At 45.1% G+C, this 16,863-nt stretch carries 14 protein-coding genes and 2 pseudogenes; 7 read left to right on the top strand and 9 right to left on the bottom strand.

Annotated features, from left to right (window positions below; all coding sequences use genetic code 11):
- Window positions 1-54 precede the first annotated feature (54 nt).
- Together RE628_RS17840 and RE628_RS17835 are read left to right on the top strand one after the other, a co-directional pair.
- Entirely contained in the window at window positions 55-717 is a 663-nt protein-coding gene (locus tag RE628_RS17840; RefSeq protein WP_309154316.1) for a GGDEF domain-containing protein, read from the top strand.
- Between the two features lie 185 nt (window positions 718-902).
- Window positions 903-3,084, top strand: a pseudogene (locus RE628_RS17835) (alpha-galactosidase).
- A gap of 127 nt (window positions 3,085-3,211) precedes the next feature.
- Here the strand turns inward: RE628_RS17835 and RE628_RS17830 are convergent.
- Window positions 3,212-4,461 (bottom strand): annotated as a pseudogene (locus tag RE628_RS17830) (methyl-accepting chemotaxis protein).
- A gap of 246 nt (window positions 4,462-4,707) precedes the next feature.
- On the opposite strand from RE628_RS17830, the gene RE628_RS17825 reads away from it, so the two are divergent.
- Window positions 4,708-6,219: a DHA2 family efflux MFS transporter permease subunit gene (locus RE628_RS17825; protein ID WP_309154315.1), complete on the top strand. Its 1,512-nt coding sequence runs from the start codon at window positions 4,708-4,710 to the stop codon at window positions 6,217-6,219.
- Between the two features lie 76 nt (window positions 6,220-6,295).
- Here RE628_RS17825 and RE628_RS17820 read toward each other — a convergent pair whose 3' ends face one another.
- On the bottom strand, window positions 6,296-9,802 hold the full coding sequence (locus RE628_RS17820) for a family 10 glycosylhydrolase (protein WP_309154314.1): 3,507 nt from the start codon (window positions 9,800-9,802) through the stop codon (window positions 6,296-6,298).
- A complete protein-coding gene (locus tag RE628_RS17815; protein WP_309154313.1) occupies window positions 9,706-10,260 on the bottom strand; it encodes a hypothetical protein in 555 nt (184 codons plus the stop codon). The genes RE628_RS17820 and RE628_RS17815 overlap by 97 nt, the downstream gene beginning before the upstream one ends.
- 746 nt (window positions 10,261-11,006) lie before the next feature.
- Between RE628_RS17815 and RE628_RS17810 the strand changes: the two genes are divergently transcribed.
- Both RE628_RS17810 and RE628_RS17805 read left to right on the top strand, forming a co-directional pair.
- The gene (locus tag RE628_RS17810; protein ID WP_309154312.1) at window positions 11,007-11,414 is read left to right on the top strand and encodes a phage holin family protein; all 408 of its coding nucleotides are present in this window, start codon (window positions 11,007-11,009) and stop codon (window positions 11,412-11,414) included.
- A gap of 100 nt (window positions 11,415-11,514) precedes the next feature.
- On the top strand, window positions 11,515-12,195 hold the full coding sequence (locus RE628_RS17805; protein WP_309154310.1) for a peptidoglycan recognition protein family protein: 681 nt from the start codon (window positions 11,515-11,517) through the stop codon (window positions 12,193-12,195).
- A gap of 88 nt (window positions 12,196-12,283) precedes the next feature.
- Here RE628_RS17805 and RE628_RS17800 read toward each other — a convergent pair whose 3' ends face one another.
- The 5 genes from RE628_RS17800 to RE628_RS17780 form a co-directional block, all read right to left on the bottom strand.
- Window positions 12,284-12,520 carry a hypothetical protein gene (locus tag RE628_RS17800; protein ID WP_309154309.1) on the bottom strand — a complete coding sequence of 79 codons (237 nt, stop codon included), beginning with the start codon at window positions 12,518-12,520 and terminating at the stop codon, window positions 12,284-12,286.
- A 98-nt stretch (window positions 12,521-12,618) separates the two neighbouring features.
- Window positions 12,619-13,032 (bottom strand): hypothetical protein, encoded by a 414-nt coding sequence (locus tag RE628_RS17795; RefSeq protein WP_309154308.1) that lies wholly within the window; start codon window positions 13,030-13,032, stop codon window positions 12,619-12,621.
- 129 nt (window positions 13,033-13,161) lie between these two features.
- A complete protein-coding gene (locus RE628_RS17790) occupies window positions 13,162-13,590 on the bottom strand; it encodes a hypothetical protein (protein ID WP_309154307.1) in 429 nt (142 codons plus the stop codon).
- Between the two features lie 318 nt (window positions 13,591-13,908).
- On the bottom strand, window positions 13,909-14,145 hold the full coding sequence (locus RE628_RS17785; RefSeq protein WP_309154306.1) for a hypothetical protein: 237 nt from the start codon (window positions 14,143-14,145) through the stop codon (window positions 13,909-13,911).
- 146 nt (window positions 14,146-14,291) lie between these two features.
- Complete coding sequence (locus RE628_RS17780) at window positions 14,292-14,564, bottom strand: hypothetical protein (protein WP_309154305.1); 273 nt, start codon at window positions 14,562-14,564, stop codon at window positions 14,292-14,294.
- Between the two features lie 255 nt (window positions 14,565-14,819).
- Between RE628_RS17780 and RE628_RS17775 the strand changes: the two genes are divergently transcribed.
- Window positions 14,820-15,134: a helix-turn-helix domain-containing protein gene (locus RE628_RS17775; RefSeq protein WP_309153811.1), complete on the top strand. Its 315-nt coding sequence runs from the start codon at window positions 14,820-14,822 to the stop codon at window positions 15,132-15,134.
- Window positions 15,086-15,970 carry an IS3 family transposase gene (locus RE628_RS17770; protein ID WP_309153810.1) on the top strand — a complete coding sequence of 295 codons (885 nt, stop codon included), beginning with the start codon at window positions 15,086-15,088 and terminating at the stop codon, window positions 15,968-15,970. Before RE628_RS17775 ends, RE628_RS17770 begins: the two co-directional genes overlap by 49 nt.
- 50 nt (window positions 15,971-16,020) lie before the next feature.
- On the opposite strand, the gene RE628_RS17765 is transcribed toward RE628_RS17770, so the two are convergent.
- Window positions 16,021-16,761, bottom strand: a complete 741-nt coding sequence (locus tag RE628_RS17765; protein WP_309154303.1) for a GT-D fold domain-containing protein — start codon at window positions 16,759-16,761, stop codon at window positions 16,021-16,023.
- Window positions 16,762-16,863 lie beyond the last annotated feature (102 nt).

The raw sequence follows: 16,863 nt of genomic DNA, 5'->3' as shown, positions 1-16,863 counted from the left end.
TCCTGTTCAAAATGAAATGTTCTTATTGGAAAATAGATTTGGTTGGTGATGAACATGAGTACAATATTTGCTGGTATTCCAAGCTGGGCGTACGTCGTTAATGTTACTGTATTAGTCCTAATAGGCCTCGTCTTACATGTTACCTTTAGCGAACGCTCCAGATTGAGGCGTCTTGCATATCGTGATACGGTAACCGGGTTATATAATCGAAATGGGTTAGATCGGTTCTGGAAGAAATATAATGGCAAGGGTAATCTTGCGGTGATGAGCCTTGATCTCGATTATTTCAAAGAAGTTAATGATACTTTCGGCCATCATATGGGGGACATGCTACTTCGTGCAGTCGGCAAAGATTTGAAAAGGGTAACGAATAAGCATCAACAAGCCTATCGCGTCGGTGGCGATGAATTCATGATAATTCTTAAGAATTGTGAGCCGGATACAGTCGAAATTCTCGCGGGGTTGATATTAGGTAAAATATGTAGACCTTACTATATCGAAGGACAGGATATCGCGATTACAGGTAGTATTGGTATCAGTATGGCTGATGGACAGCGGGCAGATCAGCGCCGTATGCAGAAGGAAGCGGATGTTGCAATGTATCGGGCTAAGCGGTTGGGTAAGAATCGTTATACGGTTTATAAGAGCAGTAAGATCATAGATATAGCCAAAGTAGAGCCGCTCCAAGTAATCAAGAAGAAGAGTAGTGCAAATTGAGCTTTTGAATATACATATAAGTTGCAAATCCAAGACGGAACTTTCCAGGTTCTGTCTTTATTTTTGTAAAATAACACAAAAGTCCATATAGCAAATCACTTAATTATCGTTACGGCTGTACGGACACATAGTAGAATAAAGGGAGCGCGCACAGTATTAATGAACAAGACTTAGGAGGAGAAGACATGCCTGTTTTTTTTGATGAAGCTAAGGGAATCTTTCATTTACAGACGGTCAATTCGAGTTATTTGATTCAATTGGTACAAGGATATGCGGCACATGTCTATTATGGAAAAAGGCTGCGCCAGGACAGCAATCTGGACGGAATGCTAGTACATACGGGACGGGCGTCCTTCAGCCCAAGCCTACCGGGAGATCCATCGTTGTCGTTGGATGCTCTCCCCAAGAATACCCTCAATACGGTACAGGAGATTTCCGTTATCCTGCTTATCAGGTTACTTTGTCCGATGGTACGCGTATTACAGAGTTGCAGTACAGATCACACCGGATTATTCCTGGTAAGCCGGCCTTGGACGGACTGCCCGCCGTCTATGTGGAGCAGCCAGATGAAGCGGAGACACTAGAACTTGAGCTTTATGATGGTTATTCTGGTCTTGTCGTCATTCTAAACTATAGCGTATTTGCGAATATCGATGCGATCGCGAGATCTGTTAAGCTTGTCAACCAGGGTCAAGGAGTGATGGATCTGGAACAGGCGATGAGTATCTCGCTTGATTTCCCGGATTTTGGGTTCGATAGCTTGTATTTGCATGGTTCCTGGGCGCGAGAGCGCCATGTCGAGAGGAAGCGGCTTGCTCAGGGAATTACGGCGATCGGCAGCCGTAGAGGGGCAAGCTCACATAATATGAATCCTTTCTTTGCCTTGCTTCGATCTGATGCGAATGAACGTCAAGGCGAGGTATACGGGTTCAGTCTTGTCTACAGTGGGAGCTTCTTGGCCCAGGCGGAGGTTGACCAGTATGGAACTACACGATTCTCCATGGGGATTCAACCATTTGATTTTGGTTGGAGGTTGCAGCAAGGTGAGAGCTTCCAGACTCCGGAGGCGATTATGGTCTATTCTGCTGAAGGGATAGGCGGAATGTCGCGGATATATCACAAACTGTACCGCACTCGTCTATGTAGAGGACAGCATCGTGATGCACAGCGGCCTGTTCTTGTAAATAATTGGGAGGCTACTTATTTTAATTTTAACGCTGATAAAATCGAGGAAATTGCCAAGGCGGGTGCTGAGCTTGGTATTGAGCTATTCGTGCTGGACGATGGCTGGTTCGGACACCGCGATGCAGATAATAGTTCTCTAGGGGATTGGTATGCTGATCTCTGTAAGCTTCCACAAGGCCTTGACGAATTAGCATCACGCGTTAAGGCCAACGGTATGCAATTCGGCTTATGGTTCGAGCCTGAGATGGTATCGCCCGATAGTGAGCTATATCGAGCGCATCCGGAATGGTGTCTACATGTTCCCGGCCGTCGCCGTACCGAGGCAAGACAGCAGCTTATCCTTGACATGTCCAGGAAGGATGTGCAGGAATATCTGTATGAAAGGCTCAGCGACTTATTATCGAGCGTACCGATCTCCTACGTAAAATGGGATATGAACCGAAATATGACCGAGATCGGCTCTGCTGCTCTCTTACCGGAGCGGCAATCAGAGACCGCCCATCGATATATGTTGGGACTTTATGCCTTACTAGAGCGAATCACGAGTCAGTTCCCGCATGTATTGTTCGAGAGCTGTTCAGGCGGCGGGGACGTTTCGATCCTGGGATGCTCTATTATATGCCACAGACCTGGACTAGCGATGATACAGATGCCGTTGAACGGCTGAAGATCCAATATGGAACTAGCATCGTATACCCGGTATCCACGATGGGAGCTCATGTCTCGGCTGTACCTAACCACCAGGTCGGGCGGATCACATCACTTGCTTTCCGCGGGGATGTAGCCATGTCTGGGAACTTTGGGTATGAGCTGGATCTAAGCAAGTTTACGGATGAAGATAAGGAGATCGCCAAGGCGCAGATTGCGACCTATAAGCGTATTCGCCCCCTTGTTCAGCAGGGTGATATGTTCAGGCTGCGAAGCCCCTTCGAAGGCCATGAAACTGCATGGATATTCGTAAGTGAAGATCAATCTGAAGCGCTGCTGTTCTATTATCAAGTATTAGCAGAGCCTAACGGTCCGATTCGTTTCATCAAGCTAGAAGGGCTTGATCCTGAACGGGATTATTGCTTGGAAGGAAGTCAAGAGGTATACGGAGGCGACCGATTGATGTCGGCTGGATTGCCGGTATCGCTACAAGGGGATTTTACAAGTATGGTCATTCATTTACGTTGTTGTTAGACGAATAAGAATTAATTTAGAAAGGGCCACATTCTCACGAGAATGTGGCCCTTTCTTTAGAAGTAATTCATACACATTTACTATTAGTGCGAGTTTAAAAAGTCAGGACTTTTTAAAACAACCTCTATTAAAATTTGAAGATATGTATTGTCTTTTGTAACTGGAATACTGAATTTTTCATTTCCTCAATATCCTTTGCGAGCGCCTGAACGGAATTGATCTGTTCGTTCATCGAGGCTGATACTTGTTCCGTCCCTGCAGCGGATTGCTGAGTAATAGCCGAGATGTTCTGGATAGAGGCCGAGATATTGTGGGCACTTTCCAACATCGATTCGCTCTCCTGCGTAAATCCAGCGATCTGTTCAGTAATGTACTGAACACTTTGCACGATCTGTTGGAAGATCTGCTCTGCTTCACGGATCATCTCGCTCTGTTGATGTACGACTTCCTCGTTGATCTTGATGTTCTGGCTCGCGCGCTGAACGTCTTGTTCAATGCTTCTAACGAGGTTGAATACTTCCTTCGTAGAAGTTGTTGATTCTTCCGCCAGTTTGCGTACTTCTTGGGCAACTACAGCAAAGCCTGCACCATGTTCACCGGCTCTAGCTGCTTCGATAGAGGCATTGAGTGAGAGCAGGTTGGTCTGTTCTGCGATCTCAGAGATTGTTGCAGTAATTTTAGTTATTCCCTTTGCATTGATGGCCAGTGCATCAATGGACTCAGCAACCTTCTCGGTGGCATTGATGTTCTTCTTCATCCCATCGGCCTGCATGGCGACGGAATCACGGCCTTTCTCTACAAGCTTCAGCATGTCAGAAGAACGGTTGTTCATGACGTGAGTCGATTCCGCGTAATTGCTCACCTTAGTCTCAATTTCACCGATAGAGTCCTTCATTCTTCCTACGTCATCCGAGATTTCGTTCGCACCGAGGGCGAGTTCATTGGACGATTGAGCGACCTGGGTCATAACCTCAACCAGTTCCTCGTTGCGGTCTGAGATGGACCTACTGGAGTCCATAACCTTGCGAGTGATATCCGAGGTTTCCTGGAGTATCTTGCGCAGCTTGTCCACCATACTGTTAAAGGAACGATTTAGGTTCACCATTCCCCTGATTCCATAATTCGACTGGTGAAATCTCCTTTGGCGATTTTTGCCGAAGCATTCGAAATGTCGTCAAAGGAACTAGTAAGTGCTGTCTGTAGATAGCGAGTAAATGGATAGGTAAGTCCCGCTAAGACAGCGATTACACAGATTCCGACTACAGTTTTGCCGACCAGTATAAAGGCGATAAGTGTCGGAACGGCAAAAAGTGCGGCCACAAGATAACATGCTGCTGTAATCTTCTGATTAAGGGGTAGTCTGTTGAACCATGACATAGGGATGTTGACCTCCTTGTAAATTAGGATAATCCTACCACAATTATATCATCGAGTTATGAAAGGGGATACAAGGAATTTGATGTTTTCTTCCAATCTTTGAGATGAATGGATCATTATAGGACTGAAATATACTTGGGCTGTTTCAGGCATTATAGATATAGGTGAAAAATAAATTAAAGCAGATCTTAGACACAGATTGATGAATAATTAAAATTTTCGACAAAATAAGAGAAGGGGCTATCGATGAGCAATAAAGAAAAGACATCAGAACTGCCATTTAAAAGATGGCCGATCGTTATGGCCTTGATGATTGGGGCTTTTGTCGCTATTTTGAATCAAACCTTGATGAATGTGGCTCTGCCACAAATGATGCTCGACCTCAATGTGTCGACGACTACGATTCAATGGCTTACCACTGGCTTCATGTTGGTTAACGGGGTGTTGATCCCGGTGAGCGCCTATTTCATGGAGCGGTTTACGACACGTGCCTTATTTATTTCGGCCATGAGTTTATTTGCGCTGGGGACACTAGTGTGCGGAATCGGCTCTAGTTTTGCCATGGTATTGGTGGGACGTCTCATTCAGGCTGCGGGTGCCGGTATTTTAATGCCAATGATGGTCGTCGTGTTCCTGACGATTTTTCCAATTGAGAAGCGTGGACAGGCGATGGGGACGATGGGGATTGCGATGAACTTCGCTCCGGCCTTTGGTCCGACACTGTCCGGATGGGTGATTCAGCACCAATCCTGGCATACCTTGTTCTGGATCATTTTGCCTTTCGCGCTATTGTCCATTATATTGGGTATTATATTTATGAAGAATGTGACGGAGGTCGCGCGGCCTAAATTGGATAAGCTGTCAGTTGTTCTATCAACGATTGGCTTTGGCGGCGTATTGTATGGCTTCAGTGAAGCGGGCAGCAAAGGTTGGGGCTCTAGTATAGTTATGGTCACTCTGGGTGTAGGTGTCATTGCTTTGGTGCTATTCCTGATACGTCAGTTGAGAAGTGAACATCCTATGCTCGAATTTAGAGTGTTTAAATACGACATGTTCGCTTTGACGACGGTTATCAATGTAGTTGTTACGATGGCTTTATATGCGGCCATGATCTTACTACCGATTTATTTGCAGAGCATTCGCGGCTTTACTCCACTACATGCGGGACTACTGTTAATGCCGGGAGCACTATTGATGGGGATCATGTCGCCGATCACGGGTATGATTTTTGACAAGATTGGGGCCAGGTTGCTGGCGGTTGTTGGTCTCGGGATCACGATCGTAGCGACTTGGGAATTCAGTCATTTGACGGACAGCACTAGCTATGATCATCTTCTGGTAACGTATACTGTGCGGATGTTTGGGATGTCACTCCTAATGATGCCGATACAGACAGCAGGTCTGAATCAGCTTCCTGCCAAACTTAACGCACATGGCACGGCGATGTCTAATACCTTACGGACGATTGCCGGGGCGCTCGGCACAGCACTGCTCGTGTCGGTAATGACAACGCGGACCAAGAGCCAGGTGACGGCCCAAATTATCGCTGCGGGCATTAATCCGAAGGACCCAGCCAATGCTCAGCAGTTAGCGCATATCACGAAGGAAGCGACGATTAACGGTATCGACTATGCCTTTGTCATTGCAACTGGAATTACGGCCGTTGCCTTTGTCCTATCCTTCTTCATCCGAAAAGTAAAGATCGATCGTGGTGGGAAAGGTGCTGAGGAGATTACTGCGAACCCGGCAAAAGCATAAATACGAGATAAAAAAGTCCCCTGGTTGTCATTAGAACAGCCAGGGGACTTTTGGGTTATTTCCAGGAGCTTTAGCGTTACTTCATATATTGCAGCATTCTCAAGATCATAATTAACGCTTCCGCTCGGGTAGCACTTTCATTTGGAGCTAATGCTTGATTGCCTCTGCCTTGAATGATACCAGCTTGATAGGCGGCGGCCACATACGGACGGGCCCATGCAGGAATCGACTTCGCGTCAGTGAATGGCAGCTCTGCGTTCGAATCCGGCTCAATACCTAATGCCCTTACGATCATAGCGGCCATTTCTGCCCGGTTGATCTGTTGACCTGGTCTAAAGGTGTGATCCTGATAGCCATTGATAATGTTAGATTCCAACACTTTGGCGATGTATGGCCTTGCCCAGGAAGATATTTTGTCTGCATCTGCAAATGAAACGGACGTTTCGGTGCCCTCCAGCTTCAGTGCCCGGCTAAGCATTACAGCGAATTGTTCGCGGTTCACGGGTTGATTCGGTCTGAACGTCCCATCCTCATAACCGTTAATCCATTTTTGCTGAACAGCCTGAAGAATGGATTCCTCCGCCCAATGACCGGAAATATCGGACAATGTTACGTTAGATGGTTCTTGGGAGCTGTCACCGCCTGGATCTTGATTATTGTTCGTATCCTCACCTGGCGGATTTGTAGGTGGGTTCTTGGATGGTGGAGTTGACGGAGTGCTGCCTGAACCTCCAGAACTGCCACCTGAGCCTTCGCCAGGATTGTTTCCGCCTCCCGTAGTACTGCTTAAAACCGTCAGCTCATATAAAGCAGTTAATGACTGATATTTTACGGTAAGGGTTGTTTTGCCCGCGGCAATGGCTTTGACTAATCCACGATTATCAATCGTGGCTATTCTCGTATTACTGCTTGAGAATGCCATTTCATCATTGATCGTTAACTGTTCTGTACTACCCTTATAATTCGCTTTAATTGATATTTGATGGGTATTGCCTGTGTAGAGAGTTGGTATTTTCTGAAATTCGATGGATTGGATCGGTTCCAGTTTCTTTGCATCGACAGTAACATGCTGACTAGAATCGCTTTCCTGATGTGCCCGATTTAGCGCTGTAATGGTATAGGTGTAGGTTTTGCCTAGCTCTACGTCATGATCGATGAATTGTTGATGATTGCCAGAGGCCCTTCTTACTTGATCATAAATATTTGCCGGATTGCTGGTGTCTGGAGCCTGATCTCCAACACTCCGGTAGACCACATAATAAGCAACTTCATCCTGTGTTTCCTGCCAGTCGAGATGAATTCCTGATGCGGCGGCAGCCCCGGACATTTCAGTGGGTGCAGCTGGTTTCTGCCCAAGCCAGTTCATTTCAGGTATGAGAGCAGGATGGGCATATAGATCTTGTTGCAGTCTGTCATTGAAGCCTAATGGATTGTCGCGAAGACTCTGGGTTGAGAAGAAGATGCTGCCTTTAACATTGTCAAAATTCCGGTTGAACTGAATCTGGTTTGGCATCTGATCGGGATCAAGCCAGTTCGGATCATCAGATCCGATCCGGTAAGCGCCCTGACCGATGTACAAGTGCACGTTCTTGCCATCCACTTGCTTAGCCCACCAATCAATCAGATTCTCGTAAGCAGCCGGACCGTAATTGAAATACCAGTAAATCTGCGGGGCTATATAGTCAATCCATTCTTCCTGCACCCATTTGCGGGTATCCGCATAGATCGCGCTGTAACTCTCGGTACCCCTTGTATCCGAACCGGCCGGATCGGAAGAGAGGTTCTTCCAGATACCAAATGGGCTAATGCCAAATTGAACATAAGGTTTCTCGGCTTTGATGGCTTTAGACAGATTTTGAATTAAGGTATTAACGTTGTTCCTGCGCCAATCCTCTCGGTTCATCCCGTTTCCATATTTGCTATAGGAGGTATCATCCGGGAAATTCACACCTGCAACCGGATAAGGGTAGAAGTAGTCGTCGAAATGTACAGCGTCGATATCATAATTGTGTACGACCTCCATAATGCTGTCGATAATATATTGCTGGGTCTCAGGAATGCCTGGGTCCATAATCAGCCTGCCGCCATAAGTGAGCAGCCAGTCTGGATGTTGACGCAGCGGGTGCTCCGGAATCAAGCTGTTAATATCCGGTTCCATACTCGCGCGGTAAGGATTAAACCAAGCATGGAATTCCAGATTTCGCTTATGTGCCTCTTCAATCATGAAGGCTAGAGGATCGTAACCTGGATCTTTGCCTTGCTCTCCAGTAAGCCATTTGGACCATGGGGCTAATTTCGAAGGATAGAAAGCGTCAGCCGTCGGCTTAACCTGCATGACAATCGCGTTCATCCCATCTGCCTTCAATTCATCGAGAATGGCGATGAAATCGGCTTGTTGCTGCTCGGCATTGAAGGTTCCTTTGGCTGGCCAGTCGATATTTTCCACGGTGGCAATCCAGGCTGCTCTAAGTTCCCGTTTAGGTATCATAGCCTCTCCATTCACTACGAGAACATAACTATGTGATTTTCCTTGATAGGTTGCTGTAATCATCGTCGCTCCTATACTTTTCGCCGTGACTACTCCTTGGGCATTAATAACTGCAACTCCTGGTTTGCTGCTTGTATAACTCGAACCAGTGGTTACCTCTTGGTCTAAGTCTTCACGATATTGATCAAGTACGTTGAACTTTGCTGTTACCTTGGCCTGCTGCTGCTCATCAATTTTCATAGCTTGCAGATCGGACAATACGATCTTGTCGAGCACGGGTTTAGGCTCATTGATCTCTAAGGAATAATGCGCTTGTTGATCGTTATAATCTGCTGTAATTGTTACCGTACCTGTGTTATGTCCTGTAACTTCTCCACCATCTTCAATGCTGGCAATGGAGGAATCTGAACTGTTGAACTTCACCTCATTAGTCACTTCGATCGAGTTCGGATAATTGGCATATCTGGCAAAGACTTTGACGTGATCGGTCCGTCCTTGCTCGATGACTTTAGGTCCGAATATTTCGATCGATTCTAGCGGAGATTCATCATCCGTAACAGTAAGCTCGAATAGAGCAGGTTGCCCAGTGCTATACATTGCAATGATCGTCGTCTGACCAGCACGGTGGGCCTGAACAGTTCCATTACTATCAACAGAGGCTACTTCCGGATGACTGCTCAGGAAGGTTACGCCACTATGAACTAGTTCCGGGGCAGTAGCGTTATTTCTCGTGACATAGACCTGGGCCTGCTTTGATTCGTTTACTCTCATCGGAGTCAGACCTTCCAGATCAATGCCGAGGATATCTGTATTTGAATAGAAAGCACTGAGTCGGTCAAAATACAGTACCCCTGCATTCTTGTTCTCATTTTTCGTCTCTACAAGGTACAGATCACTGATTTTGAGCGGGCCAGTCAGATCCGTCGGCAGTGTTGCGGTTACATATTTCCAACCCGACCAAGTAAAATTAGAAGTCATTGTAAAATCAATCGTTGCTACTAATGCATTGGATTCATTACGAATTCTTGCCCGGAACCAATGGGCACTCTGATCCCCATATACCCAGACACCCAGCTTGGTCGGAGATCCTTCCAAAGGTCGATATAGTTCTCCTGTAGCCAGATTATGCAGATTGACGTAGGCGGCGGAAGTCCCGTGGTGCCTGACATGTCGTATGTAAACTTCGCTGCATGCTCACCATGTACAACTGGATCGGGGCGACTGGATAATTCGACTTTGGAGGGGTTACTATTAATCACACCCGTTGACAGTAAAGGAATTCCGTTACGATTCATGGACTCGAATTCTTCAATAACGACAGAGACCTTCCCAACCAAGACGAGGGCTTCTGCAGACAGTTCGCCATAGCTTGCCGTTACGTAACCGTATTTGACTTCACCTATGATTCTATTCGCCGTAAATAAACCGTTCTTGTTAATCTGGCCGATGCCCGGATCGGCTGTCCACTCTAATCCTTCAGTTACAGTTACTTCTTGACCATTTTCATCATACAAACTTACAGCAAACTGCTGGATGGCTCCAGATTCCATCATGAGTTGGTGAGAATGGATTTCCAGGTTGGTCACTTCGGCTAGTAGGGTTTGTGGTTGTTCTAGTGTGTTCTCATCCTCATCCTCGGAGTCTTTAGTTTCCGTGAGTAGGGGAGGGGACTCCGGTGCTTGTGTCTCTGGATCAGGACTATCTACGTCGGACTCCGGGGGAATGGAACCTGATCCATTGTGATCGGTAGGATTGGTTTCATCAAGGGCGGAAGGTGTGCTTTCAGTTAAGACTAGGGGGCTAGCGATCTTGCAGCATATTTCGACTCATTTTGTGAAGCGCTTACAAAAATATTTGTGCACATACTCAGTAGCAGCAAAAGAACGATGACCGTGGCTAACTTACTTTTCATTCGTGAATAATTGATCAATTAACTCTCTCCTTCGAATGATCAGATGACTGAAACCGAGCACTGTAAGCTTGAGATCACCCCCTTGCTATAGTGATAGATGTTCAATCTGAACTAAGAGAGAAGATAATATGTGAGAATCATTGTTGTGTAAGTAAATTCCACTCTGAAATATTATGTCAAAAATATATTATATAATGAAATTTCATTTCAGATTATAGCAGAAGGACTATTACTCTTCAATAGGAATTTAAAATTTGATGGGAAAAGATTTTAGCACTGTAGAGGGATCCGTTTAATCCTGGCCTTTTTTTTTTGCTTCTCAGAGGTTCCCCCTCGATTCGTCTAACCTAAAACATAGAAATAAGGTTGTTGGAGGGAGGGATCGTATTGCTACATAAAGACACAGCACTGACAGCTCTGTTTGGGTGGTTGGTGTCCTCGGTGGTGTACTTGGTCGGAGGGATCGATCACTTGTTTATTGCTGTGACCATTTTCGTAGGATTGGACTACATCACGGGAGTACTGGCCGCGTGGTATAAGAAGGAACTTTCAAGCAGGGTTGGGTGGTGGGGGTTGGTTCGTAAATCCTTAACCCTAGTTTTCGTTATTGTTGCCCATCAGCTTGACGTTGTTTCAGGGAATACGAACGACTTCATGAGGAACGCAATGTTGATGTTCATTATTGGTACCGAGGGAATCAGTATCTTTGAGAACATGGGTAAGATGGGTCTCCCAGTTCCTAAGTTCATCACTTCTGCTCTCGTAAAACTTCGCGGGGATGAGGACAAGGACTAAAAGTAAGGAGGGGTAGCATGCTACCGATCACAAAAGACTTTCTGCCGATCAATCAATTTAGTCGGACAGGAGCAAAACTGAAGGCTAAAAGGGAATTGTCATGCATTACACCGCTTCACCAGGAGCACCTGCCAAGAACATCAGTAAGTACTTTGCAGGGCTTGCGGCGCAGAATCCTAATGACAATGTGAATCATCGCTATGCAGGTGCACACTTCTCCGTGGACCGTACTTCGATCTACAACAGCATCCCTATAAGTGAGTTGGCTTACCACGTAGGTAGCACGACTTATACGAAGGAAGCATTAACACAACTCAGCTCTTACCCTAATAACTGCACGGTAGGGATTGAGATGTGCATTGAGAAGGATGGCAGCATCCACGAGGGCACGTTTAACAATGTTGTAGACCTCGTTGTATATCTGATTAAGAAGGAAGGGTTCCCTAACAGTATTTGGACTCACAAAGGCATAGTAGGCTGGAAGGATTGCCCACTGCCGTGGGTTAAGAACCCTAGCGAGTTTGAGAGGTTCAAGAAGGCGGTAAACGACAAGTTGAACCCTCCAAAACCTATAGAGGAGGAAGACGAAGTGAACAAAGTACTGGAGTACGGTACCTGGGCTTGGGAGGAACTTGACAAATACATTGGGGATGCCTACAATGACAAGATCATCTCAGAGTGGTCTTGGGTAGAGAAGGTACGTAAGAAGAAGCTCACCTACGGTGAGCTAATCTTACTGAAGGTACTTATTGATGAGCGCAGACGTAATAAGCAATCCTAAGGTAAACAAAAGAGGAGAGGGGCACCATTACGCCACCTCTCCTCTTTTGTTTTAAACGCATAAGCACTCTAATTAGGTAGTTTATTCATTAAATTAACTCCGTTAGATGGATTCTACTCTCCCATACCTCAGGAACCTCAGAGAGCAGCGTGTTGGTGGTGTATACCTTGTCGATTACATTGGAGGTAAATATGTTGCCCTTGAAAATGGAATCCTCAGTGTGAATCACTAGAAGATATACCTCAGCCGCACCAACCTCACGGAGGATGCTAGCATTATCAATGAAGTTGTCACCATATGAGCATAAATCATCAACAATGATCACCTTAAATCCCTTACAATCAACAGATCCTACTAGTTGGGGTTTGTCCATATCGCCTATATCGGAGTTGCGCTTATTGAAGCTTGTCAGTTGCCTGAACTTCAGAAGTGTTTTCCAAAGCGCTTCTGAGTACCTTGATCTGGGAAGAACAGATAATCATTCTCAATGTCGAAGTCCAATTCCATCATTACTTCATGGAGCAAGAAGGTGGTAGGGGAGTTGGCAATACTACGATCAAGCAATGCCATTGTGACATCCGAGTGAGGCTCAATCACTTTCACATAGTCAAAGTGCATGTCGTTAATCATCTTGGAAACGTACTTCAATGCAAAGACTGATGCATCCTGGACCCTATCCATACGGCTGTACGGCATGTACACTATCGTTAGAAGGCATTCTTTGCAGAAATGGCTGTCCAAAAATGATTTTACGAACAGAAGCTTTATTAAATCGCTGTCATTCTCGTACTTAAAGATGATTTCCGCTTCATAGTTCCTAGAAGCCAGTAGCTCCAAAATTTGTACCCGTCAACCAAGGTTTCCCCGTTAGGGAAGACCTTGAAGTTGAGGGTGGTGCCGTTCAATTTAATCATCTTGACTCACCCTTTCTTCGGATACTTACCGAGAACTTTGGACAATATCTAACTATGACTTGTCATTCCTTGTGCACTTGTCGAGGAAGGATTCGCTCATCGCGTTGTAGAACGGCTTGTCGTTCCCCTTGATGATCTCTACGAAGTAGGTGAAATGATGATCGACACTGCATTTATCAGGGGATACTCCAAGGACGCGTATCTTTCGGCTAGACATTGGGTGCTCGAAGCAGTCTCCCAAGGCATAGCGCGGGCGATTTACCTTGATAAGATGGTGTAGGTCAATCAGTAGCTGGAAATCTTCCATAGGGTGCATGGATGGCTTCTCATGATTGCTGATCTTGAGAACAACGAAGTCCTCGTCCTTGATCTTCATGAAGGATATGATCTCATAATCGACGACTGTGTGAGAACTACGGTAAATATCCTCAGCTTGGTACGTAGTACCTTTGTACAAAATGCTCATGGTTGTCTTAGCCATGGTTGCTAACAACTCCTCGCTCAATCAATAGTGGGTAGCTTGAAATGACACCTTTGTTTTGCGTGTGCGTTCATTTGCTCTTCTTTCTACACATTCTCTATACGAGGCTGGATAAGAGCAGTTAAGATCTAGCAGATACCCCAGGCGTACTCAAAAAGAAAACCTCAAGTCCCAATGGACTTGAGGTTTTGTCTAACATTCATAGCACGTTTTTTTACTTGGTAATAAACTTTATGTATATGGACTGAGAAAATGGGGAGGAAACTATTCCTATCCCTAGCTTTCTCCAGATCATTTTCAATGCCGGTACATATAGCTCTATTCTTGAGAAAGCGCCGACAGTTCATCTTCAGTAATATCAAGCTCAGCGAACTCTTTACAAACTTTCTGAAATGCAAGGATTGTATGGGTATCATACATGATTTCAATTGGGTCTAATCCTACCATTGCAAGTGAATCCACAAGCTCTGTCTGGTCAACTTCATCACCTTGCAAAACTTCAAGCATGGTATCAATTATCGCCAAAAAAAGGACAGCCTTGTTTAATTTCTCCATATATTTCGCCCCCTTCGTATTTCCCGCTCCTCATGCCTACCGATTAGGCATACTACTAGATTAACCAGGGCGAGGTGAAAAATAACGCGAAGCACCAACATAATAGGGTATCTTAGATATCGTTATTTCGAATATAAGGAATCATATTAATTTTTATCTTCATTAACTTCCCTTATGATTGAGTCGACCATCTCATCATCTATTAAAGAGTGGGCTTTTTCGAGAGCTACGAGAACACCTTGAGGATTTTCAAAATATACCTTCAATAATATGGGGGCTACGTCTTCTAATAATAACCTTTCAGCTTTAACCATACTGATGAGAGCTACGACTATTTCATGCCCTTCCGTTTCTCCCGATATAAATTTGTTGCGGAGGTGATTAGCCACAGCTTCTTTTTGGGATTTTGAATACGTCATATAATAACGACCTCCAACTGAGTTAAATGATTCATCTAAGACCTGTCTTGGGGGGAGATAATTGAGTGATAGTAAGGAGTTTGTTTATCTAACAATAATAAGACAAGTGGGGGAATTTATCAATAATTCTTACTATTATTGCATCGTAATGAGGTATTTCTAAAAAAGACCCCAAAAGGGGTGACGTGCACCCTTTAGAATAGACATTGGAAAAACCCCCTGGGTAAACCGATGAATTCTAGGGGGTGTATTTTTGTGTCAAACAAAGGGAAAAAGTTTAAATCATATTCTGAAGAAACCAAAATAGAAGCGATTCGATTACATGTTGAGGAGAAATGGACCTATCGACAGATAACCGAGCATCTTGAAATTCAAGATAAAGACAGAGTGAAAAGGTGGATGAGGAAATACCGTGAGCAAGGGGAGTTTGGTCTGCTGGATCAACGAGGAAGACGCAAAGAATATGTGGATCAGAATCGGTATGTTCAACAATTAGAACGGGAGAATCTTATGCTAAAAAAGTGTTTGAAAATCTGGATGCGGGAGGTACGAAAGAGAAGTTTTCTATAATCAAAGAATTAGCCGATGGATCAAATGTTTATGCACTATGTAAGTTATTGAAAGTCTCAAGAAGTGGATATTATGCCTATCTGAAGCGAGGAGAAACAGATCGGGATGAGTCTTGCAAAGCCTTGATCCAAGCCGTATATGATCGATATGAAGGCAAGTACGGATACCGGCAGATCCAATTATTTCTGCTCCAAGACCATCAGGTGTGGTGGAATCACAAGAAAGTATTGCGTCTTATGCAAGCCTTGGAATTACAAGCTAAAATACGTCGTAAGCGGCGTTATAACTATTCCTCCTCTGTTGGTGGACGCTTTGCAGATAACCTCTTGAGTCGTAATTTCAAGGCGGATGAGCCCAATCAAAAATGGGTAACAGATGTGACCCAATTCCGAGTTTTGGACACCTGGGTTTACCTTTCGGCAATCAAAGACTTGTTTAATAACGAAATTGTAGCCTACCATATGAGTTTGCGAAATGATAACGAGCTGGTCTTACAGACATTCAGAAATGCCTTTGAAAAGACTAAGGACGTGTCTGGATTGATCGTTCACAGCGACCAAGGGTTCCAGTACACGTCCTATGCTTACCACGACATGCTGCCACAGGTTGGCGCCCAAATCAGCATGTCTCGCAGAGGCAATTGTTATGACAATGCCTCGATGGAGAGCTTCTTCTCACATCTAAAGACGGAAGGACTCTATCCCTATGATATCCGAACTTTGGATGAGGTACAAAGGAGAATTGAGACATATATCCAGTTTTATAACCATAATCGACCACAAAGAAAACTAAACAAGCTGACGCCAGTACAGTACCGACGCCAGCTCGTGGCCTAAGGGCTTTTTCAATGTCTACAAAATAGGGGCTTGACCAGGGTCAGAACAGGTTATTTTTTTGGTCTTCCAGCCCAATAATCAGGGAAGCCTTTGTAATCCCAAGCGAACGAGCCATCTTTATCGGCTTGAATAGCTACATCTGCACCTGAACCGAAGTCCACACCCACGGTTCCTAGGTCCTTCGCCTTGATCGCCAGTACTTTACCAGGGGCACCTGCACATACGAGGGCAAGCCGCCATGGGGTTGCTTTATAGATTGCTTCCATGTCCTTCGTTGCCTTGTTAATCCCTGACCAGTTTGGACAGTCTATGGTTCCGACGATCCCTGTGAACTTGTAGCGGCGTTCGAGAACTTCCTTATATTGGACGGACTTGGAGCCACAGAGCAAAATAGGTAATGTTCTGAAGGTGTCATAGAACGGTTTGAACCGAGCAATATAATTGTTCTCAAACGCGTAGAAAGTCTCTTTAGGTTCCACCTTATAGTACTGCAAGCACATATCGAACAGAGGCTTGAAGTACCAGTGGTCTGTTTGTGTCAGGTATCCGACGTAATCAGCTTGGCGTAAACAGTGTACAATAATCTCCCGTGCATTGGCATTCGGAAGTGTGATACCACAATAGGTCGGGTCGCTTATCCAACCGTAATGAGATTTGATGAAATCCATAGTTAGGACGGTTTCATGGGCAAGGATGGTATTAGACGCATCCCCGAATCGGATGGATGCATGAGCTTCACCATTTACCGCCATTCGGTGCCAGTCTTTAATTAAGTCCCATGTTCCTAGCATTTATCCTTAATCACCTCACCCGTGACTGTCATTACCACGTCACTATTTTTCATAATCATGCAATCAGTACAGTCGTACACGATGAATCATCTCCTTTATTTA

It is taken from the genome of Paenibacillus sp. D2_2, assembly GCF_031199965.1.
In the GTDB taxonomy this organism is placed as follows: domain Bacteria; phylum Bacillota; class Bacilli; order Paenibacillales; family Paenibacillaceae; genus Fontibacillus.
Note: the sequence above shows the minus strand (reverse complement) of the source record. Positions and strands in the feature narration are given on the sequence as shown.

Excerpts from the sequence above, each read along its gene's own strand:
- RE628_RS17825 (WP_309154315.1), top strand. The coding sequence starts at position 4,708 with ATGAGCAATAAAGAAAAGACATCAGAACTGCCATTTAAAAGATGGCCG.
- RE628_RS17805 (WP_309154310.1), top strand. The coding sequence starts at position 11,515 with ATGCATTACACCGCTTCACCAGGAGCACCTGCCAAGAACATCAGTAAG.
- RE628_RS17815 (WP_309154313.1), bottom strand. The coding sequence starts at position 10,260 with ATGATGGAATCTGGAGCCATCCAGCAGTTTGCTGTAAGTTTGTATGAT.
- RE628_RS17785 (WP_309154306.1), bottom strand. The coding sequence starts at position 14,145 with ATGGAGAAATTAAACAAGGCTGTCCTTTTTTTGGCGATAATTGATACC.
- RE628_RS17840 (WP_309154316.1), top strand. The coding sequence starts at position 55 with ATGAGTACAATATTTGCTGGTATTCCAAGCTGGGCGTACGTCGTTAAT.
- RE628_RS17765 (WP_309154303.1), bottom strand. The coding sequence starts at position 16,761 with ATGCTAGGAACATGGGACTTAATTAAAGACTGGCACCGAATGGCGGTA.
- RE628_RS17780 (WP_309154305.1), bottom strand. The coding sequence starts at position 14,564 with ATGACGTATTCAAAATCCCAAAAAGAAGCTGTGGCTAATCACCTCCGC.
- RE628_RS17790 (WP_309154307.1), bottom strand. The coding sequence starts at position 13,590 with ATGGCTAAGACAACCATGAGCATTTTGTACAAAGGTACTACGTACCAA.